The organism is Rhodococcus sp. S3, assembly GCF_058211795.1.
This window is the reverse complement of sequence record NZ_CM177074.1, coordinates 3785289-3809310: the sequence shown is the minus strand read 5'-3', so window position 1 is coordinate 3809310 and position 24022 is coordinate 3785289. Positions and strand designations below refer to the sequence as shown.

The window sequence follows — 24022 nt, the reverse complement described above, 5'->3', positions numbered from 1 at the left end:
CTCCTTCCGTCCACACCGGGTATTCGTCGCCGGACGGGAATCGGATGGGCGGGCAGGCGGATGGCCGGGTGGATCAGTCGACGACGAGCCACCCGCCGTGATGTTCGAACACCTCGAAGGGACGCCCCGTGCTGCGCCCCAGTTCCTCGAGCGTGGGCAGGTCGAAGGTGCGCACGTGCCCGTGGCAGGCCGTCGCCTCGTCCTCGAACGGCACCGCGACCACCACCCGCTCCCGGGCGATTCGGAGGGCCTCGGCGAGGATCGTGGCACCGAGGGCGTCGTCGACGTGCTCGAGCAGGTGGATCGCGGTGACGGTGTCGGCGCTGTCGTCGGGCACCGGAACGTTCGCCGCGTCGCACACGAGCGTGTCGACGTGCAGTCCGAGTCGCGGTGCGACCGCATCGAGCAGGCGCATCGTGCCGGGCAGGATGTCGGTGGCGGTGACGGCGGTGCCGGCGGCGGCGAGCCGCAGCGGCAGGAAGCCGAAACACGATCCCAGGTCGAGCACGCTCCCACGCACGAGTTCGGCCGCGCGATCATGGATGGGCGCGAAATCGGCTGTACCGTCGAGCAGTTCGCCGAGCGAGTTGCGGTAGTAGGTGACCCACGAGTCGAGGGCGCCCGGCACCGTGGAGCGGACGAGTCCCACCATCGTCAGTTCGAACTCGTCCTGGCCGAACGCGGCATCCTGGATGGAGGCGGTCACCTCGGCGACGAGGCGCTCGCTGAGCTGCTCGGCCGTGAGGGAATGCGTGACGTGGAGCCGCTCGTCCTCCCGCCGGACGTTCAGCGGCCCGGCGGGTACGCGTTCGACCGTCACGTGGTCGTGTGTCCACCGGCCCGGGCTGCAGGGAGCGAGCGAATCGAGCAGGGTCATTGTTTCGCAACCTTTTTCGGAGGTGTGGAAGGGGGCGACGTGGAAGGGGGGGTGCGGGTCACTGTAGTCGAGACCGGCGGTCAGTGTCCCCATCCCGGTGGACAGGAATTCGTGCAGATCCGATCCGGGTTCGTCGAGCCACGCCTCGTAGGCGGAGATCGCGACACCGAGCAGCAGATAGCCGACGGTGCGGGGGATGTGGTCGTCGGGATCGGCCCCGGTGCGACGGGCGACGAACTCGGCGACGACACGTCTCCAGCCCTGGTACATCACCGACGAATAGCCCTGCAGCGCGGGCGTGTGCAGGATGAGCCCCATCCGCGCGCGGTGTCGTTCGGCCTCGCTGTCGGGGAAGGTGTTGAAGTCGTGCAGGGCGGTGGTGAGCGCTTCGGAGAGCGGAACGTCCTCGGGGATCGATTCGAGGCTCGCGCGCATGCCGGCGAGGTGTTCGTCGAAGTTCCCCCATGCCACCTCGTTCTTCGACGGGAAGTAGCGGAAGAAGGTGCGTCGCGCGATGCCGGCCGCCTCGGCGATGTCGTCGATGCTCGTCTCGTCGAAGCCCGCCTCCATGAACAGTTCGATGCCGATCGCGGCGAGTTCCTCCTTCGAGGTGGACGGGCGGCGACCTATCCGAGCGGACGGTTTCCCGCGGCTGCGCGTCATTCTTCCTCCCGGAGGGGTGACATTCTGCACTCGATGTCATTACAGTGGTGAACCGGCTCACAGCGCAAGTCCACTGTGATGACCGACTCCGATCCAGGAGAAGAAACCGAGGAGGAAACATGTCCGATCGTGACAACGCCGTGATCGAATCCGATCTGATCGAGGAATCCCTCGTCGAGGAGGTCTCCATCGACGGCATGTGCGGCGTGTACTGACATGACCGCGCCCGGAGTCACCGACGTGTCCCCCGTAGCAATGGACACCGAGTTGTTCGATCCGGGTGCCGGCTGGCGGCTCCACCCGCAGGTAGCGCTTCGCCCCGAGCCGTTCGGGGCGTTGCTCTACCACTTCGGCACCCGCAAGTTGTCGTTCCTGAAGAACACCGTCATCGTCGACGTCGTCCGATCCCTCGGCGACCACGGTTCGGTGCGAGAAGCGTTGCGAGCGCACGGGATCGACGAGAACGCCGAGCGGCCCTACGTGCGTGCCCTGGGCACCCTGGCCGATTCGCACATGATCGTTCCTGCCTGACGTCTGTAAGGACCAGCCCATGACCTCGCTGCTCGAACCGCCCACCACCTCCGCCCCACCGAAGGTCGGCCGCCTCGTCGACCAGTTCGAGAAGGGCCTCGACGCCCCGATCTGCCTGACCTGGGAGCTCACCTACGCCTGCAACCTCTCGTGTGTGCACTGCCTGTCCTCGTCGGGCAAGCGCGACCCGCGCGAACTGTCGACCGAACAGTGCAAGGCGATCATCGACGAGCTGCAGCGCATGCAGGTCTTCTACGTCAACATCGGTGGCGGCGAACCCACCGTGCGATCCGACTTCTGGGAACTCGTCGACTACGCCACCGAACACCAGGTGGGCGTGAAGTTCTCGACCAACGGTGTGCGCATCGACAAGAAGGTCGCTGCCCGGCTGGCCGCCTCCGACTACGTCGACGTGCAGATCTCCCTCGACGGCGCCACCGCCGAGGTCAACGACGCCGTGCGCGGGCCGGGTTCGTTCGCGATGGCCGTGCGCGCGCTCGAGAACCTGTCCGAGGCCGGTTTCCGCGACGCGAAGATCTCCGTCGTCGTCACCCGCCAGAACGTCGACCAGCTCGACGAGTTCAAGGCTCTCGCCGACCGTTACGGCGCGACGCTGCGCATCACGCGACTGCGCCCGTCCGGCCGCGCCGTGGACGTGTGGGACGACCTGCATCCCACCCACGAGCAGCAGCGGCAGCTCTACGACTGGCTCGTCGCCCACGGCGAGGGCGTGCTCACCGGCGACTCGTTCTTCCACCTGTCCGCCTTCGGCGGCGAGGCCGGTGGCTCGCTGCCCGGACTGAACCTGTGCGGCGCGGGACGCGTGGTGTGCCTGATCGATCCGGTCGGCGACGTCTACGCGTGCCCCTTCGCGATCCACGAGAACTTCCACGCCGGGAACATCCTCACCGACGGTGGTTTCGCGTCGGTGTGGAAGAACTCCGAGCTGTTCCGCGAACTGCGCGAACCGCAGTCCGCCGGTGCGTGCGCGTCGTGCAACTTCTTCGATGCGTGCCGCGGCGGCTGCATGGCCGCGAAGTTCTTCACCGGCCTGCCGATGGACGGCCCCGATCCCGAATGCGTGCAGGGCTACGGACAGTCCGCGCTCGAGGCCGAGCGCACCGTGCCGCAGTCGAGCGTCGACCACTCGCGCACCGGAAAGCGCGCCGAACGGCGCACCCCGGCCGCACCGGTACCGCTGACCCTGCTCACCAAACCCCCAGCCAAGTTCTGCGACGAGAATCCGCTCGCAGGACTCTAGATCTTCCGAGGAGACGACCGACGATGGCCAAGCCTTCCTGGTTGAAGAATCCGTGGGCCCAGGACCCGTGGTTCGAGACCGTCGCAATCGCACAGCAGCGCGCCCGTAAGCGCCTGCCCAAGTCCGTCTACGGCGCGCTCGTCGCCGGGTCCGAGGCCGGCATCACGGTCGACGACAACACCACCGCCTTCCGCGAACTCGGATTCGCCCCGCATGTCGCGGGACTGTCCGACAAGCGGGAGATGGCCACGACCATCATGGGACAGGATGTGTCCCTGCCCGTGATGATCTCGCCGACCGGCGTGCAGGCCGTGCACCCGGACGGTGAGGTCGCCGTGGCCCGCGCGGCCGCCGCCCGCGGTACGGCGATGGGTCTGTCGTCGTTCGCGTCCAAGTCCATCGAGGAGGTCGCGGCGGTCAACGACAAGACCTTCTTCCAGATGTACTGGGTGGGCAGCCGCGACACGCTGATCCAGCGCATGGAACGTGCCCGCGCCGCCGGTGCGAAGGGTCTGATCATGACCCTGGACTGGTCGTTCTCCAACGGTCGCGACTGGGGCAGCCCCGCCATCCCGGAGCGGATGAATCTCGAGGCGATGATCAAGTTCGCCCCCGAGGGCATCACCCGCCCGAAGTGGCTGCTCGAATGGGCGAAGACCGGCGGGGTGCCGGATCTGACCACCCCCAATCTCACCCCGCCGGAGGGTCAGGCCCCGACCTTCTTCGGTGCGTACGGCGAGTGGATGACCACGCCCCTGCCCACCTGGGAGGACGTCGCGTGGCTGCGCGAGCAGTGGGGCGACGCGCCGTTCATGCTCAAGGGCGTCATGCGCGTCGACGACGCCAAGCGCGCCGTCGATGCCGGGGTCACCGCCATCTCGGTGTCCAACCACGGCGGCAACAACCTCGACGGCACCCCGGCACCGATCCGGGCGTTGCCGGCGATCGCCGAAGCGGTGGGCAAGGACGTCGAGGTGCTGCTCGACGGTGGTATCCGCCGCGGTAGCGACGTCGTCAAGGCGATCGCGCTCGGTGCCAGGGCCGTGCTCATCGGCCGCGCGTACCTGTGGGGTCTGGCCGCGAACGGTCAGGCCGGTGTGGAGAACGTCCTCGACATCCTGTCCGGCGGAATCGGTTCCGCCCTCATGGGTCTGGGCAAGAACTCGATCCACGAGCTCACCCCCGACGACGTCTTCGTGCCGGACGGTTTCCGTCGCGATCTCGGCATCTGACCGAACCGACGACATGAGCCCCGCGCTCACCGAACCGATCACCCTCGCCGGACGCACCGCTCCGGCGAGGGTGATCTTCGGTCCGCACGTCACCAATCTCGGTGACGGCCGGTCGTTCTCGGACCGCCACGTCGCGTACTACGCGCGACGTGCGCGGGGTGGGTGCGGGATCGTCGTCACGGAGACGGCGTCGGTGTACCCGTGGGACCACCCCTACGAACGCGCGCCGCTGGCCGAGCACTGCGGGGACGGCTACCGGCGGATCGTCGAGGCCTGCCGTCCGCACGGCACACTCGTGCTCGCAGGCCTCGGCCATCGCGGCCTCCAGGGTTCGAGCGCGTGGACCCGCGCACCGCTGTGGGCGCCCTCGCGCGTGCCGGACCCGGTGACACGTGAACTGCCCGCCGAGGCGACCGAGCGCGAGATCGCCGAGCTGGTCGAGTCCTTCGGTCGCGCCGCCGCGGTCGCCGTGGAGGCGGATCTCGACGGGGTGGAACTCGATGCGGGACCGACCTCGCTGCTGCGGCAGTTCCTCTCCGGGCTGACCAATCACCGCGATGATGCATACGGCTCCGACCGCCTGCGGCTGCTGCGCGAGGCGATCGCCGCCGTGCGCACGCGGATCGGCGCGGATCGCATCCTCGCCCTGAGACTCTCGTGCGACGAGAACACGCCGTGGGCGGGCATCACGCCCGAGATCGCCGCCGGATACGTCCGCGCGATCGCGCCGTCGATGGACCTGCTGACCGTGGTACGCGGTGGGTTGTTCTCACCCGAGTCGTATCGGCCCGACGCGCATGTCCCTGCCGGGTTCAACGACGACCTGTGCCGCCGCATCCGTGACGAGATCGCCGGATCGATCCCGATCGCTCTGCAGGGCAGCATCGTCGACGTCGGACACGCGCAGCGGGCGCTCTCCGACGGCGCGTGCGACCTGGTCGAGATGACCCGCGCGCAGATCGCCGACCCCGACCTCGTCGCCGCCGCCCGTGGTGGTCGTCGGCCGCGTCCCTGCGTGCGCTGCAACCACGCGTGCCTCGTCGACGACTTCCACAATCCGGTTGTGGGGTGCATCGCGAACCCGGAGGCCGGCGACGAGACACGGGACCCACCCGGACCGGTGACCTCCGCACGCGACGTACTCGTGGTGGGTGCCGGACCCGCCGGCCTGGAGGCAGCCCGCGTGGCAGCGACGCGCGGTCACCGTGTCGTCCTGGTCGAGGCGGACGAGCGGATCGGTGGGACGATCGCCGCCGTCTCGCGCGGTGGCAGGCCCGACTTCGCTGCGCTCGTCGGCTGGCTCGAACAGCAGTGCCTCGAGTCCGGCGTCGACATCCGTACCGGCACGGAAGCCGGTGCTGCCGACATCGAGAGCGCACTCGCCGCCGGCACCGCGGTCGTGCAGGCCACCGGCGGGCTGCCACGTCCGCCCTCCTGTCCGGTGACCGCGCCCGAGCGGTACGCGACCGCCGCGGAGGTGCTGTCGGGGAAACGGCCTCCTAAGTCCCCGGTGGTCGTGTGGGATCCGATGGGTGGTCCGGTGGCGAGGGCCGTCGTCGACCGTCTCGTGGAGCGCGGTGTGGAGGTCCACTACGCGACGGGTGATCAGGTGGCCGGATCACGACTCGCGCCGACGGGGGACCTCGTCGCCTTCGACGTCCGCATGCAGCGGGCGGGCGTGGCGAGACATCTCGGGTGCCGGATCGGTTCGGTCGATGCCGACGGAGTCGTCCTCCTCGACCGGGTGTCCGGGGAATCCACGTCGGTCGCGGACGCGGTTCTGGTCGATTGCGCACCCCTGCTCCCGGCAGAAGTGTCCGAGCGGCCGGGATCGTGGTCGATCGGCGACCGCGCGGCCCCGAGAACCGTGCGCGAGGCCGTCCGAGAGGGATACGGGGTGGCCGCGGCACTGTAACGTGGGGCACACTGAAACGTGTTCTAATCTGGGTCGACGGGAAGGGCCGACATGGGAGATTTCGACGGCAAGGTCGTCTTCATCACCGGGATCGCACGCGGGCAGGGCCGCAACCACGCCATCCGGTTCGCGCGCGAGGGCGCGTCCGTCATCGGCGTCGACATCGCGGCCCCGGTCTCGGAATACGCGACCTACGAGCAGGCCACCGAGGACGACTTCCACGAGACTGTCCGCCTCGTGGAGGAGGCCGGCGGGAGGATCCTCGCCCGCGTCGCCGACGTGCGCGACAGCACGGCGCTGACGGCCGTCGTCGACGAGGGCGTCGCCCAGTTCGGACGGCTCGACGTGGTGGTCGCCAATGCAGGCATCTGCAGCTGGAACCGCTTCTGGGAGATGCCCGACGACCAGTTCGAAGAGCTGATCGACATCAACCTCACCGGTGTCTTCAAGACCCTCAAGGCAGCCGCCCCCGCGATGATCGAGGCCGGCAACGGCGGCTCGATCATCGTCGTCAGCTCGGTGGCGGGCCTCAAGGCGATGCCGGGGCAGATCAACTACGCGGCAGCGAAATTCGGCCTCGTCGGCATCACGCAAGCGGCGGCGAAGGAACTCGGCCCGTACCGGATCCGGGTCAACTCCATCCACCCCTACAGTGTGAACACCCCGATGGGCACCGACGTCAGTGTCCTGAAGCTGTTCGAGCAGAACCCGTCCTGGGAGCCGTCCTTCGCGCCGATCCTCACCCACAAGCCGATCGCGGATCTCGACGACATCTCCGAAACCGTGTTGTTCCTCGCGAGCGATCGGGCCTCCACCATCACCGGCAGCCAGATGGCTCTCGACCAGGGCAACTCGAAGGTCTGACCGTGACGCGCACGGGGACCGGAACCGTTCCGCACGCGTCGTTGCGGATCGGTCCGGTCACCCTGCGCAATCGCATCGTCTTCCCGGCGCACCTGACCAACTTCTCGGTCGACGGCACCGTTACCGACCGGCACATCGCGTACTACGAAGCCAGGGCACGCGGCGGCGCGTCGATGATCGTCACCGAGGAGCACACCGTGCACCCCTCGGACCGGCCCTACGAGAAACTGATCCGCGGCTGGGACCCGGATGTCGTCACCGGTTACCGCCGCCTCACCGACGCCGTCCACCGGCACGGCTCACGGATCCTCGCGCAGCTCAACCACAACGGCGCGCAGGGCACCTCGATGTACACGGGGCAACCGTTGTGGGCGCCGAGCCCCGAACCCGACCCGCTCTTCCGCGAGGTCCCACGCGTGATGACGGAATCCGACATCGCCGAACTCGTCGCGGGCTACGCCGACGTCGCCCGCCGCTGCGCCGAGGGCGGCTTCGACGGTGTCGAGATCCAGTGCTCCCAGGCATCCGTCCTGCGCGCTTTTCTCGCATCCGCGACGAACCGTCGCACCGACCGCTACGGCGGGGATCTCGCCGGGCGAGCCCGTCTGCTGCTCGAGGTCGTGTCCGCGGTGCGGGGGGCCGTCGGGCGCGACCGTGTCGTGGGCGTTCGACTGACGGGTCACGACGGCACCGACGGCGGTGTCGGTATCGACGACGCCGTGCAGGTCGCGCGGATGCTCGAGGCGAGCGGCGACGTCGACTACCTCAACACGTCCGTGGGCGTCGCGACCGAGACGTTGCATCTGGTCGAAGCGCCGATGTCCACCCCGCACGGTTATTCACTGTTCGTCCCCGACGCGATCCGGGCAGCGGTATCGCTGCCGGTCGTCGGGGTCGGGCGCTTCACCCGACCCGAACAGGTCGGTGCCGCGCTCGCAGGCGGAGTGTGCGATCTGGTGGGCGCCGTGCGTGCGCAGATCGCCGACCCGGAGTTCGCGAACAAGACCCTCTCCGGACGCGACGACGAGATACGGCCGTGCATCGGCTGCAATCAGGAATGCATCGGACGGGTCGGGCTCAACCGTCCCATCGCGTGCGCGGTCAATCCTCACGCCGGGTACGAATCCGACGGTCCTGCTGCGCCCGCCGTACCGCAACGGGTCGTCGTGGTCGGCGGCGGACCCGCGGGCCTGCAGGCGGCGGTAACGGCTGCCGGAGAAGGGCATTCGGTCACCTTGCTCGAACGGAACCGGTGCACCGGCGGCCAGATCCGTGAGGCGGCCGCGGCGCCGCACCGTGCAGAGCTGCTCGGTGCGGTGACGCACCTCGACGCCGAGTGTCGGCGCAGGGGAGTGGACATCCGCACCGGTGTGACCGCGGATGCCGCGACCCTGCGTGCGTTCGCACCCGACGTCGTGGTCGTCGCGACGGGTGCGCGCCCACACCGGCCCGCCTGGGCGGGATCGTCGGCGCGGGTGAGCGACGTGCGCGATGTGCTCACCGGTCGCACTGCACCCTCCGGCCGGGTCCTCGTCGTCGACGATCTCGGTTTCCACCAGGCGACGTCCGTCGCCGAACTGCTGGCGGACCGGGGATGTGCGGTGACGGTGTGCACGCCGGGGATGCTCGTCGGCCAGGATCTCGGCCTGACGCTCGAGCTCGACGGCTGGTTGCGCCGCGCCCACGCCACGCGGATCGAGCGACTCACCGGCGTCGCCGTCGGCGGTGTCGTGGACCTGCCGGACGGTGCCGAGGTCACCGTGGTCCACCACGCGACCGGCGAGCCGACGACGCTCACGGTGGACGCGGTCGTCGTCGCCACCCATCAGGAGCCCGTCGACGAGTTGTGGCGGGAACTCACAGGAGCCGGCACGAGGGTGATCCGCGTGGGCGATGCGGTGACCCCACGCCGCCTGCACGCCGCGATCGCCGAGGGGGAGCGGGCCGCCAGGGACCTGGCTCCTACGTCTCCAGCCCGCGACGCATGACGATCCGCGGCCAGCGGTCGAGGCCGTGCTTCCGTTCCTCCGCGCGGATCCGGGTGAGCGCGGGGGAGAGGGCATCGTCCGCGACCGTGCGGAAGCCGAGACGCGCGTAGTACGGGCCGTTCCACGGCACGTCGCGGTAGGTGGTCAGCGTCAGCGATCCGAACCCGGCGTCCCGAGCCCACCCCGCGACATGGTCGATCAGCTTGCGGCCGATCCCGCGACGCGCGTGAGCGGGATGCACCGACACCTGCTCGATGTGGACACCGTCGTCGACGACGTCGGCCACGAGATACGCGACCGCTCGTCCCTGCTCGTCGAACCACGCCCAGCAGCGGCCCGCGTCCCGGTGGGCGCGCAACTCCTCGACGGACGGAGGATCGTCGTCGGCGACGAACGCCATCCCGATCTCGGTGAAGGGCTTGCCCGCCGCGCGTTCGATCTCCTGCAGCACCGGCAGGTCGTCGTCGGTCGCCGGACGGATCGGGGGCAGTTCCTTGCAGTAGTACATCGCCGTCGGTGATTCTGCGTAGAGCCCGAAGCGCTCGGTCATCGGCACGTACCCGGCCTTCGCGTACAGCGCGATCGCCTCGGGTTGCTCGCTGCCCGTCTCGAGGATCATGCGGCGGCGACCGGCATCGGTCGCCGTCCGCTCCAGCGCACCCAGCACCCGTGCTGCCACACCACGTCGCCGCATGCTCGCCCGCACGTACATCCGCTTGATCTCGGCATCGTCGTCGCGCACCCCTCGATGCGAATGCTCCGGTGCACGCCAGCCGCCGATCCCGGCCGGAACCCCGTCGGCCACCGCCAGGAGGAACACCCCGCGTGGCGGCTCGAATTCGTGCGGCGCCAGTTCGGTGTCGTCGGGCCCGCCGTACCTCCGCACGTATTCGAGCTGGACCTCGCCGATGAGGTCCTGCACGTCCGGATCGTCCAGCGGACGAGGTTCGATCAGCACCGGGAAAGAGTACCGATCGGATCTCGGCGTCCGGGCGGACCTACCGGGACCTCCGGGTTTCGTGCACGCCCGCGAAACCCTTAGCATCGGAGCGGTGATGCGGGAGCTCGCCGACGCCTGTTGGACGGACATCGAACCCGACCGGGTGACGGTGGCCGTCCCGATCGGTGCGCTCGAACAACACGGCCCGCACCTTCCCCTCGACACCGACACCCGGATCGCGACTGCTGTCGCCGCGGCGCTGCCCGAGGTGGTCGTCGCCCCGCCGCTGCCCTACGGAGCGAGTGGCGAACACGAAGGTTTCGCCGGCACCGTCTCGATCGGAGCCGAGGTGACGAAGGCGGTGATCGTGGAATACGGCAGGTCGGTGTGCCGATGGGCGAAGCGGGTCGTCTTCGTCAACGGGCACGGCGGCAACGCCTATCCGCTGATCGAGGCGGTGAGCCTCCTGCGATACGAAGGCCGCGACGCTGCCTGGCTTCCGTGCGCGGTGCCGGGATCCGACGCCCACGCCGGTGTCACGGAGACGAGTCTGCTGCTGCACCTGGCACCCGGGACGGTCGACATGACACGGGCCGCGGTCGGAGCGACGGAACCGATCGGAGCACTGATGCCACGACTGCGCGAAGCCGGTATCGTCTCGGTGTCCGCGAACGGAGTGCTGGGAGACCCCACCGAGGCCACCGCAGAACTCGGCGCGCGCCTGTTCGCGAGTCTGGTCGAGCGGGCGAGTGCACAGGTCGCCCGGTGGCAGCCGGGAACGGAAGGAAGGCTTCGGTGAGTCGGGCGATCACTCCACAGGCGACCTCCCCGGAGGCGGCGCAGCCCGGGGCGACCCGGCTCCCCGACGGTTTCGGTGTGCGCATCGACGCGCGGGTGCGCAGCTTCGCCGGGGGACGTGTCCTCGTCGGAGGATCGCCCACGCGCATGCTCAAACTCGCACCGGCCGCCGCGGCGATGATCGACGAGGACTTCGTCGAGGTCGTCGACGCGCAGAGCGCTGCGGTCGCACGCCGCCTGCTCGACTCGGGAATCGGGAACCCCCGCCCGACGAAGCTGCCGCCGAGTTCCGCCGTCACCGTCGTCGTCCCCGTCAAGGACAATCCGTCCGGCCTCGCCCGTCTGCTCGCCGCCGTCGAAGGGCACGAGGTCGTGGTCGTCGACGACGGTTCCGAGAAGCCGGTCGAGGCTCCGGAACGCGGTCGCGTCCGCGTGATCCGGCACGAGACCCCACGCGGGCCCGCAGCGGCCCGGAACACCGGACTGCAGCAGGTGACAACGGAATTCGTCGCCTTCCTCGATTCCGACGTGGTGCCGCAACTCGGCTGGCTCGAACGATCGCTGGGGCACTTCACCGATCCCGCGGTCGCTCTCGTCGCGCCGCGCATCGTGGCCCTCGAACCCGACAGCAGCGCGCTCGCGAAGTACGAGCATGCACGCTCGTCGCTCGACCTCGGCAGCCGGGAATCCGCCGTGGTCGCGGGTGGCCCGGTCTCGTACGTGCCGAGCGCGGCGCTGCTCGTGCGCCGCGATGCGCTCGTCGCCTGCGGCGGTTTCGACGAGACGATGCATGTGGCCGAGGATGTCGATCTGTGCCGGCGACTGCAGACCTCGGGGTGGCGGTTGCGGTACGAACCCATCTCGCGGGTCGCGCACGACCATCGCACCCGCTTCCGGACGTGGTTGACACGCAAGGCCTTCTACGGAACCGGTGCGGCCCCGCTCGCCGAGCGGCATCCGGGTTCCGTCCCACCGATGGTGATGTCGATCTGGACGCTTCTCGCGTGCGTTGCGATCGCGAGTTTCACCCGCGTCGGGATCATCGCAGCGGTGCTGACCCAGGTGGCCACCTTCGTGCGGTTGCGGCGCATGTTCTCCGAGCTCGACCGGCCCGACCGTATCGCCGCGCTGCTCACGGCCCAGGGATTCGCCGGCGGCCTGTGGCAGGTGGCGTCGGCGGTGTGCCGGCACTACTGGCCCGTGACGATCGTCGCAGCGGTGTTCTCCCGCAAGGTCCGCTGGGCGGTGCTGGCTTGTGCTGTGGCCGAAGGTATCTGGGACTGGAAGACGCACCGCGAGAGCGGCGGTCTCGATCCCGTCCGGTATCTGCTCTACAAGCGCCTCGACGACCTCGCGTACGGCGCGGGGCTGTGGAAGGGTGCGCTCGACGCCCGCACGGCGGCCGCGCTCGTACCCGACATCCGGAAATGACATGATTCCGGCGCACGCCGATGTGGTGATCGTCGGTGGTGGAAGCTGCGGCTGCGTTCTGGCCGCCGGGCTCAGCGGCGATCCGGACCGCACCGTGCTACTGCTCGAGGAAGGCGCGGCGTTCGGGTCGGCGTCCGCTGTTCCGCGCGCGATCCGTGACGCTGCCGTCCTTCCGGTGGGGCCGGAGAGCCCGTGGACCGCGGACTTTCCCGCACGGCTGACTCCGGATGTCGAGGCGACCGTGACGCGGGGCCGGGTGCTCGGCGGCTCCGGCGCGGTCAACGGCGCCTACTTCGTGCGTGCGCGGCCGGACGACTTCGCGTCGTGGCCCGCCTCGTGGTCGTACGAGGAGGTGCTGCCGTACTTCCGGGCCGTCGAGACCGACGCGGATCTCTCCGGCGACCTGCACGGAAGTTCCGGCCCGATACCGGTCGCCCGGGTACCGCGCGAACGAATGCATCCGCTCTCGCGTGCCTTCGTCGACGCCGCCGAGGGCGCGGGATTCACCCCGGTCGCCGATCTCAACGCCCCCGGACCCGACGGGGTGGGCGCGGTCCCGTCGAACGTCCGCGACGGCACGAGGGTGGGTCCGTTCCTCGCGTACCTCGCGCCCGTCCTGGACCGGCCGAATCTGACGGTCGCCGGCGGGGTGCCCGCGACCCGCATCGTGATGGCGGGCGCTCGCGCGGTGGGCGTCGAGATCGCCGGGCCCGACGGACCACGCACGGTCTCGGCCGCACACGTGATCGTCGCCGCGGGCGCCGTGAGGTCTCCCCAGTTGCTGATGCTCTCCGGAATCGGACCGGCCGGCGAACTGCGACGGCTCGGCATCGATCCGCTGCACGACCTTCCCGGGGTGGGCGGAAACTTTTCGGACCATCCGGAGTTCACCGTCCCGTACCGGTTCCGCCCGGGTCTCCCGTCGCACACGCTGCTGCTCGAGACGGTCGTGCACACCGGCAACCTCGAACTGCGCCCGTACACCGCGGCATTCGGAGCGGTGATCCCCGGCAGCGGCGTCGTCGATCCGGTGCTCGGAGTCGTCCTGACGCGCCCACGCAGCCGCGGACGCATCGTGCTCGACGAACGCGACCCGCGACGTCCACCCCTGCTCGACTACCGATACCTGACCGATCCGGCCGACCGGGAGGCCCTCGAAGAAGGGGTCCGGCTCGCCGCCGACCTCCTCGCCGCGACCACCGGCGTCGCCGAGGCCGGCAGCGTGGACGTGCGCGGCGGCAGGCTCGGGACGTCGCTGCACCTGTCCGGCACGTGCCGGATGGGCGACGACAAGCACGCCGTGGTCGACGAGTGGTGCCGCGTGCGGGGAATCGAGGGGCTGAGCGTCGTCGACACCTCGGTGTTTCCGCAGGTCCCGAGCCGTGGACCGCACGCCACCGCGGTGATGCTCGCCCACCGCGTCGCCGCGACCGCGAGGGATGCCCTGCCGCACACGGTGTGATCCCGACTACAGTGTCGGGGGAGGAGGTGCCGGTACATGACGGATCGTGGAATCGCGACGACCAATCCCTGGGTGGCACTCGGCCCGGGAGCGGACGTGGCCGCGCATGCACGTGCGGTGCTGCGTGCGCACGGAACCTTCGTCTCCGCACGCGGCAAGGATCGGCTCGACGGGGTGCGCTCGGTGGTCCGCGACTCGTGGAGCCGGAGCCTGCAACGCGGCATCGATCCCGACGTCGTCGAACAACCCGCGCTGCTCTCCGGACACGACCTCGAGGAGTACCGCGCCGGCCACCCGATGTCGCTGATCCGCCCGGTGGTGCGCAAGCTCCTCGTCGAGGACGCCGCCGACAGCGGACTGCTCGTCGCCATCACCGACGGGCAGGGACGGCTGCTGTGGGTCGAGGGCGATCACGCCGCGCGCGACCGCGCCCTGTCGATGAGCTTCGTCGAAGGGGCCGACTGGAGCGAGGACCGCGTCGGCACGAATGCGCCGGGAACCGCTCTCGCCGTGGATCATTCGGTGCAGATCATCGGCGCCGAGCATTTCAACCGCACGGTGCACGAATGGAGTTGTTCGGCCGCTCCCGTGCACGACCCCACCAGCGGCCGGGTCCTCGGTGCCATCGACATCACAGGGGGGCACCGCGTCGCCGCGCCCGAGGTCCTGCAACTCGTCCGCGCGACGGTCGCGGCGGCGGAGGCCGAACTGCGCGTGCATGCCCTGAGCGGCCGCCCGCTGTTCCCCTCGACGACGCCGCGCATCGAGACGATCGGCGCCGGCCGGCCCGCACTGCACCGCGGAGGCGAACGCGTCGGCCTGTCCCGCCGGCACGCCGAGATCCTGCTGATCCTCGCCGATCACCCCGAGGGCCTGAGCTCCGACCGGCTCGCGGTGCTGCTCGACGAGAACGAACTCGACTCGGTGACGATCCGCGCCGAGATGTCGCGCCTGCGCAAGGTGCTCGGGGCCGAACACCTCGGATCGCGGCCCTATCGACTGCTCACCACGCTCGACACCGATGTCGCGGACGTGCGCCGCGCACTCGACCGCGGCGATGTGGCCTCGGCGGTCCGCCTCTGTACCGGGGAGATCCTGCCCGGATCGGTGGCGCCGGGCATCGAGGAGATCCGCGACGAACTCCGCTCGGGTGTGCGGGCGGCGCTGTTGCGCTGCGGCGACGAGCACCTGCTCGCGCAGTGGACCTCGTCCGTCCACGGCCGTGAGGACATCACCGCCTGGGCGGCCTACCGGGCGTCGATCGACCCGCGGTCGCCCCGTTTCGCGCAGGTCGATGCCACATTGACCCGATTGGACAGGCAGCTCGCAACGTAGTTGCAACCCTCGCGTTCGTAGTGTTCCGGATCACATACCGACCGCTCGACGCTGCAGGAGATGCACATGACCGTGTACGCCCGTCCCGGTTCGCCCGACGCCCTCATGTCGTTCCAGTCCCGGTACGACAATTGGATCGGCGGCCAGTGGGTGCCGCCGGTGAAGGGGGAGTACTTCGAGAACGTCACCCCCGTCACCGGCCAGGTGTTCACCGAGGTCGCTCGCGGCACCGAGGAGGACATCGAGCGCGCGCTCGACGCAGCCCACGCCGCCGCACCGGCCTGGGGGAAGACGTCGCCCGCCGAACGCGCGGTGATCCTCAACAAGATCGCCGACCGCATCGAGGAGAACCTCGAATCGATCGCCCTCGCCGAGTCGTGGGACAACGGCAAGCCCATCCGCGAGACCCTCAACGCCGACATCCCGCTCGCGATCGACCACTTCCGCTACTTCGCGGGGGCCATTCGCGCGCAGGAGGGTTCGATCTCCGAGATCGACTCCGACACGGTCGCCTACCACTTCCACGAGCCGCTCGGCGTCGTCGGCCAGATCATCCCGTGGAACTTCCCGATCCTCATGGCCGTGTGGAAGCTCGCGCCGGCCCTGGCCGCCGGCAATGCGGTGGTCCTCAAGCCCGCCGAGCAGACCCCGGCGTCGATCCTGCACCTGATCTCGATCATCGGCGACCTGCTGCCGCCGGGTGTGGTCAACATCGTCAACGGCTTCGGTGTGGAGGCGGGCAAGCCGCTCGCGTCGAGCCCGCGCATCCGCAAGATCGCGTTCACCGGTGAGACGACCACCGGTCGGCTGATCATGCAGTACGCCTCGCAGAACCTGATCCCGGTCACCCTCGAACTCGGTGGCAAGAGCCCGAACATCTTCTTCTCCGACGTGCTGTCGGCGAACGACGACTACCAGGACAAGGCGCTCGAAGGCTTCACGATGTTCGCCCTCAACCAGGGTGAGGTGTGCACGTGCCCGTCGCGTGCACTGATCCAGCAGGACATCTTCGACGACTTCCTCTCGCTCGCCGCGGTCCGCACCAAGGCCGTCCGTCAGGGCGATCCGCTCGACACCGACACGATGATCGGCGCCCAGGCCTCTAACGACCAGCTCGAGAAGATCCTGTCGTACATCGAGATCGGCAAGAGCGAGGGTGCCAAGGTCATCACCGGTGGTGAGCGCGCCGATCTCGGCGGCGACCTCTCGGGCGGCTACTACGTGCAGCCGACGATCTTCCAGGGCGACAACAAGATGCGCATCTTCCAGGAGGAGATCTTCGGCCCGGTCGTGTCCGTGACGTCCTTCAGCGATTTCGACGACGCGATCTCGATCGCCAACGACACCCTCTACGGTCTCGGTGCCGGTGTGTGGTCCCGCGACGGTGGTGTCGCCTACCGTGCCGGTCGCGCCATCCAGGCGGGCCGCGTGTGGACGAACACCTACCACCAGTACCCCGCGCACGCGGCCTTCGGTGGTTACAAGCAGTCCGGCATCGGCCGCGAGAACCACCACATGATGCTCGACCACTACCAGCAGACGAAGAACCTCCTGGTGTCCTACGCTCCCAAGGCACAGGGCTTCTTCTGATCCGAACTTCGGCGCCTGTCACGTCCGCACGACGTGGCAGGCGCCGTTGCCATACGCTCGGAACATCGTGCACCCCAACGGAAAGGCAGGCCTGTGACCGTCCCGCGACTCGTGGCGACCGTCGACGCCGTCGCCCTGCTGCGCCGCCTCGCGCAGCGCAACGGACCGCTCATGATGCACCAGTCCGGCGGATGCTGCGACGGCTCCGCGCCGATGTGTTATCCCGACGGCGATTTCGTCGTCGGCGACCGCGACGTGCTCCTCGGAGTCCTCGATCTGCGCCTCGGGGCAGGGGAGACCCGCTCGGATCCGCCGGTCGGCGCCGACGCCGTGCCGGTGTGGATCTCCGGTTCGCAGTTCGAGGCGTGGAAGCACACCTGTCTCGTCCTCGACGTGGTGCCCGGACGCGGCTCCGGGTTCAGTCTCGAAAGTCCGGAGGGGGTGCGTTTCCTCAGTCGGGGGCGCGCATTCACTCCCGACGAACTGGCCCTCCTGGAAGCCGACCGGCCGCTCACCGGGCGGGACCGGGAGGCCGGCGTGGAGCCCGCCGTGTCCGATGTACCCACGGTGGTCGCCGAGGCCGCCGACGCGTGCCCGGTGCCCGGCCTGTCCTCGTGATCCGATCTGCGTGATCCCACCGGGAGGAGGGTGACTCACCTGCCCGTTGCCGGTGTGCGTCAGAATCGGAGCGGAATCCGGCCGGATTCCGGACGACGACGTGGGCGCCCGGCGGGTGCGACGAGGAGTGGGCATGGCCTTCGCAGGCAACGTGGACGAACTGGCACTGCTGCAGACGGTGCGTCTGAAGAAGCAGGTCACGGCCGAGGTGCTCGCCGCGCACCTCGGTGTGTCGGTGGCGGCCGGCCAGGCTGCGGTGGCCGCACTCCTCGAGCAGGGCAAGGCGTCGGAGAACGACGGCGGCATCAGCCTCACCGACAAGGGCACCTCCGAGCTGAACGATCAGCTCGACGCCGAGCGGGTCTCCATCGACGAGGATTCGATCTCGGAGCTCTACGACCAGTTCCTCCCGCTCGACGAGGAACTCAACGCGCTCCTCGAGAATGCCGACGCCGACGGATTCGTCGACGGCCTCATCGATCTCGACCGCCGGGCGCAGAGCCTGTTCGACGACGTGTCGGCGTTCGTGCCGCGCCTGTCGCGGTACCAGGACCTGTTCGCCGAGGCCCTGGAGAAGATCAAGGGCGGCTCGCTCGCGTGGGCCACGGCCGCCAACATCGACTCCTACGCCTCCGTGTGGGGCGAGATGCGCCAGGAGATCGCGGGCGCCGCCGGCCGCTGAGAATTTCGTTCGTTCGGCACACTATGTGATGCCGGTCACCCCCACCCCCCTTTCGGGGGTGGTGAGGGGGTGACCGGCATCACTACGTTTTCGTTCATCCGCCGAGGCGATCACGCCCGCGGTTCGAACGGACAACGGAGGACTCACGTGACCAGTGTGTCGACCCCGGGGGCTGCCGAACCCCCCGTCGCCGGACCGGTGGGACGTTCGCGTCCCGACCCATCCACACCCCGCCACGCGGGCCCCTCGAAGGAAGGGCCCGGTATCCGGCGCGTCGCCGTCGCCAGCTGCATGGGCACGACGATCGAGTTCTACGACTTCTTCATCTACGGCACCGCCGCAGCGCTCGTCTTCCCGACGGTCTTCTTTCCCGCGCTCGGATCGACCGCGGGTACCGTCGCCTCCTTCGCGACCTTCGCCGTCGCCTTCATCGCCCGCCCCGTGGGCGCAATGCTGTTCGGCCACTTCGGTGATCGCATCGGACGCAAGAAGACGCTGATCTCCACGCTGCTGCTGATGGGTATCTCCACCCTGCTCATCGGCCTTCTGCCCGGCGCCGAGACTATCGGTGTCGCCGCCCCGATCATCCTCGTACTGTTGCGATTCGCCCAGGGCTTCGCAGTGGGCGGTGAGTGGGCCGGCGCGACCCTGCTCACCGCCGAATATGCGCCACCGGGCCGACGCGGTCTGTACGCGATGTTCCCGCAGCTCGGTCCCGCCATCGCCTTCGCCCTGTCGAGCGGCACCTTCCTGTTCACCGGTCTCGCACTCGGCGACACCAACGACGCCTTCCTGAACTACGGCTGGCGGATCCCGTTCCTGCTCAGCATCGTTCTCGTCGGCATCGGCCTCTACATGCGCCTCGCCATCGAGGAGACCCCCGTCTTTCGTGCAGAGCAGGAAGCCCGCCGTAACGCCCCGGTCGCCGAGGTCGAGGCCCCGCGCCGGCTGCCCTTCCTCGACGCGTTGCGTTACCAGGCCAAGGAGATCTTCCTCGCCGGCGGCGCGCTGGCCATCATGTTCGCCTTCTTCTACATGGGCACGGCCTACCTGACCAGCTACGCGACCTCCGAGCTGGGATTCGACCGGCCGTTCGTCCTGATGGTGGGCATCGCCTCGTCGCTCGTCTTCGGTCTCGCGATCGTGCTGTCCGCGCTGTATTCCGACCGCTTCGGGCGCAAGAAGGTCATCATGGTCTCGTGCGCCTTCTCCGTGGTCTGGGCACTGGTGTTGTTCCCGCTTCTCGACACCGGCTCACCGATCGCGTTCGTGCTCGGGATGATGATCACCCTCGCGATCTTCGGTATCGCCTACGGACCGTGCGGAGCACTGCTGCCCGAGATGTTCGCGACCCGTTACCGCTACACAGGCGCCGGTCTGGGCTACAACTTCGCCGGGGTCCTCGGCGGCGCCATCCCGCCGATGATCGCCGCACCGCTCGCCGCCTCCTACGGCGGTATCGCGATCGGGATCATGCTGGCCGGAATCGGCCTCGTGAGCCTGGTCTGCACCGCGGCACTTGTGGAGACCCGCGACCGGGCCCTCTGATCCATTCCCGGTGGATCCGTTCCGAACCGATCCACCCCCCGGTGGCGGTCGTCCGGCAGCAGCCCGACGACCGCCACCACAGCCGTATCCCCGTCTCGTGAAGGAGAATGCGATGTCCGGCCTCGACGTCGACCGTCTGCCCAGCTACACCCAGGGTGCCTGGGACGTCCCGTTACTCGGCGACACCATCGGCGACAACCTCGACCGCACCGCCGCCCGCTTCGGCGACCGTGAGGCACTCGTCGACTCCGCCGCCGGAAAGCGCTGGAGCTACACCGAATTCGTCGCGGATGTCGATGAGCTCGCGCTCGGCATGCTGCGGGCGGGCATCACCAAGGGCGACCGTGTCGGCATCTGGGCACCCAACTGCTGGCAGTGGGTGCTCGTGCAGTACGCGACTGCGAAGATCGGGGCGATCCTCGTCAACATCAACCCCGCCTACCGCTCGCACGAACTGCAGTACGTCCTCGAGCAGGCCGGTGTACGGATGCTGGTGTCCGCCCCGACGTTCAAGACCTCCGACTACGCGACGATGATCGAGACCGTCCGGCCCAACTGCCCCGACCTCGAGGACGTCGTCCTGCTCGACTCGCCGCGATGGGACGAACTCGTCGAGTCCGGCCGCGCCGCGCTCACCGAGGACCGGGCGCCGCTCGACTCGGCCCAGGCGGCGCTGTCGCCCGACGACCCGATCAACATCCAGTACACCTCGGGCACCACGGGTTTCCCCAAGGGCGCCACCCTCAGTCACCACAACGTGCTCAACAACGGTTTCTTCGTCGGCGAGCTGTGCCACTACACCGAACGCGACCGGGTCTGCATCCCCGTCCCGCTGTACCACTGCTTCGGCATGACGATGGGCAATCTCGCGTGCACGAGCCACGGCGCGACCATCGTGCTGCCGGCGCCGGGATTCGACCCCGCTGCGACGCTCGGTGCGGTCGCCGAGGAGAAGTGCACGTCGCTCTACGGCGTGCCGACGATGTTCATCGCCGAACTGGCCGACCCGGGATTCGACAACTACGACCTGTCGAGTCTGCGCACCGGCATCATGGCGGGATCACCGTGCCCGGTGGAGGTGATGAAGCAGGTCATCGACCGGATGGGCATGAGCGAGGTCTCGATCTGCTACGGCATGACCGAGACCTCCCCGGTCTCGACGCAGACCCGCAGCGACGACAGCATCGAGCGGCGTGTGAGCACCGTCGGTCGTGTCGGCCCACATCTCGAGGTCAAGGTCGTCGACCCCGTCACCGGACTGACGGTGCCGCGCGGCGAACCCGGCGAACTGTGCACCCGCGGTTACTCGGTGATGCTCGGCTACTGGGATCAGCCCGACAAGACCGCCGAGGCGATCGGCTCGGCCCGATGGATGCACACCGGCGACATCGGCGTCATGGACGAGGACGGATACGTCTCGGTGACGGGCCGGATCAAGGACATGGTCATCCGGGGTGGGGAGAACATCTATCCCCGCGAGATCGAGGAATTCCTCTATACCCACCCGGACATCCTCGACGCCCAGGTCGTCGGCGTGCCCGACGTGAAGTACGGCGAGGAGCTGATGGCGTGGGTCCGGATGCGCGAGGGCGCCGAACCGCTCGACGCCGAGTCGCTCCGGGCGTTCTGCACCGGGAAACTCGCCCACTACAAGATCCCGCGCTATGTGCACGTGGTCGAGGAGTTCCCGATGACGGTGACCGGGAAGGTCCGCAAGGTGGAGATGCGTCAACAAGCGATCGCGCTCCTCGAGGCGGCAGGAACAGAGGGGGCCCGGTGAGATCCGGGCCCTGCCGGAGAAGGAAATTCACCCGGAAGGGACGTCGAATCCGCCTCGTGTGAGCCGTTCATGATCGACACTGATGGGGTACATGGTCGTCGAGGTTGCGCCGCCCGCAGGTGCGGCGCCGAACAGAGAGGCTCACCATGGGACAGATCATCGGCACGATCATCTTCGGCGCAGTCATCGGCATCCTCGCCCGGTTGGTGATCCCGGGTAAGCAGGCGATGGGGATGCTCATCACCATCGTCATCGGCATCATCGGTGCGCTGATCGGTTACTGGATCTGGGGTCTGATCTCGTCCGAAGGCAACGAGGACACCTCCGGCATCGACTGGATCCGGTGGATCATCTCCATCGCCGTCGCTGTGGTGCTCACTCTCATCTACACGTCTGCGACGCGCGAGCGGCGGTAGCCGGGAGTCCTCGCGTGAGGCTCCGTTTCGGACGTCTCGGACGTCGTGCACGGGCAGTCCGTCCGTGCACGACGGTCCCCGGCCGGTCCGGGCGGGGCCTTCACCCGTCTTCAGGTACGGTCCCGGACCGGGAGGTGAACTGTGGTGGAACCGCAATGGACTCCGACGGACGTCGACATCGAGCAGGCGAACGTCACCGGATTCACCCGGTTCGTCGAGGAGAGACACGGACTCGACCTGCCCGGCTACCGGGCGTTGTGGCAGTGGTCCGTCGACGAGCCCGGTGATTTCTGGCAGGCAGTGTGGGACGCCTTCGACGTCGTCTCCCACACCGATCCCGGCCCGGCTCTGGCCGACGCCTCCATGCCCGGTGCCGTGTGGTTCCCGGGCGCGCGACTGAACTTCGCCGAGTACGTCTTCCGGGAGCGTCCCCCGGACGAGGCCGCCATCGTCCATCTCGACGAGGAGGGACGCCGGCGCGAGGTCTGCTGGTCCGAACTCGAACGCCGGACGGCCGCGCTCGCCGCGACGCTCCGCGCGCACGGGGTGGGGGAGGGTGATCGTGTCGTCGGTTACCTGCCGAACATCCCCGAAGCGATCGTCGCCCTGCTCGCCACGGCGAGCATCGGGGCCGTCTGGGCGGGCTGTGGACAGGACTACGCCGTGCCCGCGGCGATCGACCGTCTGGGCAGGCTCGAACCGCGGGCACTCGTCACGGCGACCGGATACCGCTACGCGGGACGGCGACACGACCGCGTCGACGAGGTGAACCGGCTCCGCGCCGCGATGCCCGGTCTCGCCCTGACGGTCGTCGTGTCGACCGGTGAGACACCGTTCGATGCCGCCGCATACGCGGGGGCCGTTCTGGACTGGCAGGACGCCGTCTCCGGTGACGCCGAACTCGAACCCCTGCCCGTCGCCTTCGATCACCCGCTGTGGGTGGTCTTCTCCTCGGGCACCACGGGTCCGCCGAAGGGCCTCGTTCACGGCCACGGCGGTGTTCTGCTCGAACACCTCAAGGCATTGTCGCTGCACCTCGACCTCCGTCCCGGCGACCGCTTCCTCTGGTACACCAGCCCCAGCTGGATGATGTGGAACTTCCTGCTCTCGGGCCTGCTCGTGGGATGCACCGTCGTCACCTACGACGGCGCCCCGTCCCATCCCGAGGTCGATCGCCTGTGGCGGATCGCAGCCGACGAGAACGTCACGGTGCTCGGGACGAGCCCCGGTTACGTGCTGGCCTGCATCAAGGCCGGTGTCGTCCCGCAGGACGACCACGATCTGTCGGCCCTCCGCGGCGTCGGCGTCACCGGCTCGACACTGCCCGCCTCGTCGTCGTTGTGGCTGGCGGACAACGCGGGGGAGCACGTGCAGGTGATGTCCATCTCCGGCGGGACCGATGTCGTCACGGCCTTCGTCGGGGCCGTCCCCACAGTGCCGGTGTGGCCGGGGGAGATCTCGGTGCCCTGCCTCGGCGTGGCGGTCGACGCCTTCGACGAGACGGGGCGGCCGGTGCGCGGAGAGGTCGGCGAACTCGTCGTGACCGCTCCCATGCCGTCCATGCCGGTGCGGTTCTGGAACGACCCGGACGGCACTCGTTACCGCGACTCCTACTTCTCCGTCTATCCGGGCGTGTGGCGGCACGGCGACTGGATCACGATCACCGAGCACGACACCTTCGAGATGCACGGCCGGTCCGACTCCACGCTCAACCGTCACGGTGTGCGGATGGGCAGTGCCGACATCTACCAGGCCGTGGAGACCCTGCCCGAGATCGTCGAGTCGCTCGTGCTCGGCATCGAACGACCCGACGGCACGTACCGCATGCCGCTGTTCGTCGTCCTCGCCGAGGGCGCCACGCTCACCGACGACCTGAAGGAACGGATCCGTGCGGCCGTGCGCGAGCACGCCTCGCCCCGGCACGTGCCCGACGAGATCGTCGCCGCGCCCGGGGTGCCGCACACCCGCACCGGTAAGAAGCTCGAAGTTCCTCTCAAACGGATCCTGCAGGGAGCCGATCCCGCCAGGGCGGTGGACCGCACCGCGATCGACGACCCGGACCTGCTCGATTGGTACCGCAGCCAGGCGTGA

20 protein-coding genes and 1 pseudogene are annotated in these 24022 nt (G+C 69.0%); 18 read left to right on the top strand and 3 right to left on the bottom strand.

The features are described from left to right. Nucleotides 1–73: 73 nt before the first annotated feature. Both mftM and mftR read right to left on the bottom strand, forming a co-directional pair. Nucleotides 74–877 carry a mycofactocin oligosaccharide methyltransferase MftM gene (gene mftM / locus AC0LPE_RS17535; protein WP_490606366.1) on the bottom strand — a complete coding sequence of 268 codons (804 nt, stop codon included), beginning with the start codon at nucleotides 875–877 and terminating at the stop codon, nucleotides 74–76. A gap of 69 nt (nucleotides 878–946) precedes the next feature. After that, a pseudogene (gene mftR, locus AC0LPE_RS17530) lies at nucleotides 947–1540 on the bottom strand (mycofactocin system transcriptional regulator MftR); the annotation flags it as partial. Between the two features lie 119 nt (nucleotides 1541–1659). On the opposite strand from mftR, the gene mftA reads away from it, so the two are divergent. Genes mftA through AC0LPE_RS17495 form a run of 7 tightly spaced genes read left to right on the top strand, consistent with a single transcriptional unit; the run spans nucleotide 1660 to nucleotide 9331 of the window. Then, nucleotides 1660–1755 carry a mycofactocin precursor MftA gene (mftA, locus tag AC0LPE_RS17525; RefSeq protein ID WP_006553546.1) on the top strand — a complete coding sequence of 32 codons (96 nt, stop codon included), beginning with the start codon at nucleotides 1660–1662 and terminating at the stop codon, nucleotides 1753–1755. A 1-nt stretch (nucleotide 1756) separates the two neighbouring features. Further along, on the top strand, nucleotides 1757–2071 hold the full coding sequence (gene mftB / locus AC0LPE_RS17520) for a mycofactocin biosynthesis chaperone MftB (protein WP_390889774.1): 315 nt from the start codon (nucleotides 1757–1759) through the stop codon (nucleotides 2069–2071). A gap of 19 nt (nucleotides 2072–2090) precedes the next feature. Beyond that, on the top strand, nucleotides 2091–3332 hold the full coding sequence (gene mftC, locus AC0LPE_RS17515; RefSeq protein WP_016696155.1) for a mycofactocin radical SAM maturase: 1242 nt from the start codon (nucleotides 2091–2093) through the stop codon (nucleotides 3330–3332). A 23-nt stretch (nucleotides 3333–3355) separates the two neighbouring features. Continuing rightward, a complete protein-coding gene (gene mftD / locus AC0LPE_RS17510; protein WP_016696154.1) occupies nucleotides 3356–4564 on the top strand; it encodes a pre-mycofactocin synthase MftD in 1209 nt (402 codons plus the stop codon). A 13-nt stretch (nucleotides 4565–4577) separates the two neighbouring features. Next, the gene (locus AC0LPE_RS17505; RefSeq protein WP_490604898.1) at nucleotides 4578–6479 is read left to right on the top strand and encodes a mycofactocin system FadH/OYE family oxidoreductase 1; all 1902 of its coding nucleotides are present in this window, start codon (nucleotides 4578–4580) and stop codon (nucleotides 6477–6479) included. Nucleotides 6480–6530: 51 nt separating this feature from the next. Next, nucleotides 6531–7343 carry a mycofactocin-coupled SDR family oxidoreductase gene (locus AC0LPE_RS17500; RefSeq protein WP_490604897.1) on the top strand — a complete coding sequence of 271 codons (813 nt, stop codon included), beginning with the start codon at nucleotides 6531–6533 and terminating at the stop codon, nucleotides 7341–7343. Nucleotides 7344–7345: 2 nt separating this feature from the next. Then, nucleotides 7346–9331 (top strand): mycofactocin system FadH/OYE family oxidoreductase 2, encoded by a 1986-nt coding sequence (locus AC0LPE_RS17495; protein WP_490604896.1) that lies wholly within the window; start codon nucleotides 7346–7348, stop codon nucleotides 9329–9331. Here the strand turns inward: AC0LPE_RS17495 and AC0LPE_RS17490 are convergent. Then, the gene (locus AC0LPE_RS17490) at nucleotides 9306–10289 is read right to left on the bottom strand and encodes a GNAT family N-acetyltransferase (protein WP_229565307.1); all 984 of its coding nucleotides are present in this window, start codon (nucleotides 10287–10289) and stop codon (nucleotides 9306–9308) included. The two genes, AC0LPE_RS17495 and AC0LPE_RS17490, sit on opposite strands and share 26 nt — an antisense overlap. A gap of 97 nt (nucleotides 10290–10386) precedes the next feature. Here AC0LPE_RS17490 and mftE point away from each other — a divergent pair, with 97 nt between their 5' ends. From mftE to AC0LPE_RS17435, 11 genes are all read left to right on the top strand, one after another. Beyond that, on the top strand, nucleotides 10387–11070 hold the full coding sequence (mftE, locus tag AC0LPE_RS17485) for a mycofactocin biosynthesis peptidyl-dipeptidase MftE (RefSeq protein ID WP_229568385.1): 684 nt from the start codon (nucleotides 10387–10389) through the stop codon (nucleotides 11068–11070). Next, complete coding sequence (mftF, locus tag AC0LPE_RS17480) at nucleotides 11067–12500, top strand: mycofactocin biosynthesis glycosyltransferase MftF (protein ID WP_490604895.1); 1434 nt, start codon at nucleotides 11067–11069, stop codon at nucleotides 12498–12500. Before mftE ends, mftF begins: the two co-directional genes overlap by 4 nt. Before the next feature lies 1 nt (nucleotide 12501). Then, on the top strand, nucleotides 12502–13962 hold the full coding sequence (gene mftG / locus AC0LPE_RS17475) for a mycofactocin dehydrogenase MftG (RefSeq protein ID WP_160875209.1): 1461 nt from the start codon (nucleotides 12502–12504) through the stop codon (nucleotides 13960–13962). A 36-nt stretch (nucleotides 13963–13998) separates the two neighbouring features. Continuing rightward, nucleotides 13999–15297 (top strand): GAF domain-containing protein, encoded by a 1299-nt coding sequence (locus AC0LPE_RS17470; protein WP_490604894.1) that lies wholly within the window; start codon nucleotides 13999–14001, stop codon nucleotides 15295–15297. A gap of 66 nt (nucleotides 15298–15363) precedes the next feature. Then, nucleotides 15364–16887, top strand: coding sequence for an aldehyde dehydrogenase (gene adh, locus AC0LPE_RS17465; RefSeq protein WP_088897131.1), 1524 nt, complete (start codon nucleotides 15364–15366; stop codon nucleotides 16885–16887). A gap of 93 nt (nucleotides 16888–16980) precedes the next feature. Then, complete coding sequence (locus AC0LPE_RS17460; protein WP_088897112.1) at nucleotides 16981–17505, top strand: DUF779 domain-containing protein; 525 nt, start codon at nucleotides 16981–16983, stop codon at nucleotides 17503–17505. Between the two features lie 133 nt (nucleotides 17506–17638). Next, nucleotides 17639–18187 (top strand): hypothetical protein, encoded by a 549-nt coding sequence (locus AC0LPE_RS17455; protein ID WP_490604893.1) that lies wholly within the window; start codon nucleotides 17639–17641, stop codon nucleotides 18185–18187. Nucleotides 18188–18334: 147 nt separating this feature from the next. Then, the gene (locus AC0LPE_RS17450; RefSeq protein ID WP_088897114.1) at nucleotides 18335–19735 is read left to right on the top strand and encodes an MFS transporter; all 1401 of its coding nucleotides are present in this window, start codon (nucleotides 18335–18337) and stop codon (nucleotides 19733–19735) included. Between the two features lie 112 nt (nucleotides 19736–19847). Continuing rightward, a complete protein-coding gene (locus AC0LPE_RS17445) occupies nucleotides 19848–21515 on the top strand; it encodes an AMP-binding protein (protein WP_490604892.1) in 1668 nt (555 codons plus the stop codon). 146 nt (nucleotides 21516–21661) lie between these two features. Further along, nucleotides 21662–21931, top strand: coding sequence for a GlsB/YeaQ/YmgE family stress response membrane protein (locus AC0LPE_RS17440; protein WP_490604891.1), 270 nt, complete (start codon nucleotides 21662–21664; stop codon nucleotides 21929–21931). A 144-nt stretch (nucleotides 21932–22075) separates the two neighbouring features. Next, nucleotides 22076–24022 carry an acetoacetate--CoA ligase gene (locus AC0LPE_RS17435; protein WP_490604890.1) on the top strand — a complete coding sequence of 649 codons (1947 nt, stop codon included), beginning with the start codon at nucleotides 22076–22078 and terminating at the stop codon, nucleotides 24020–24022.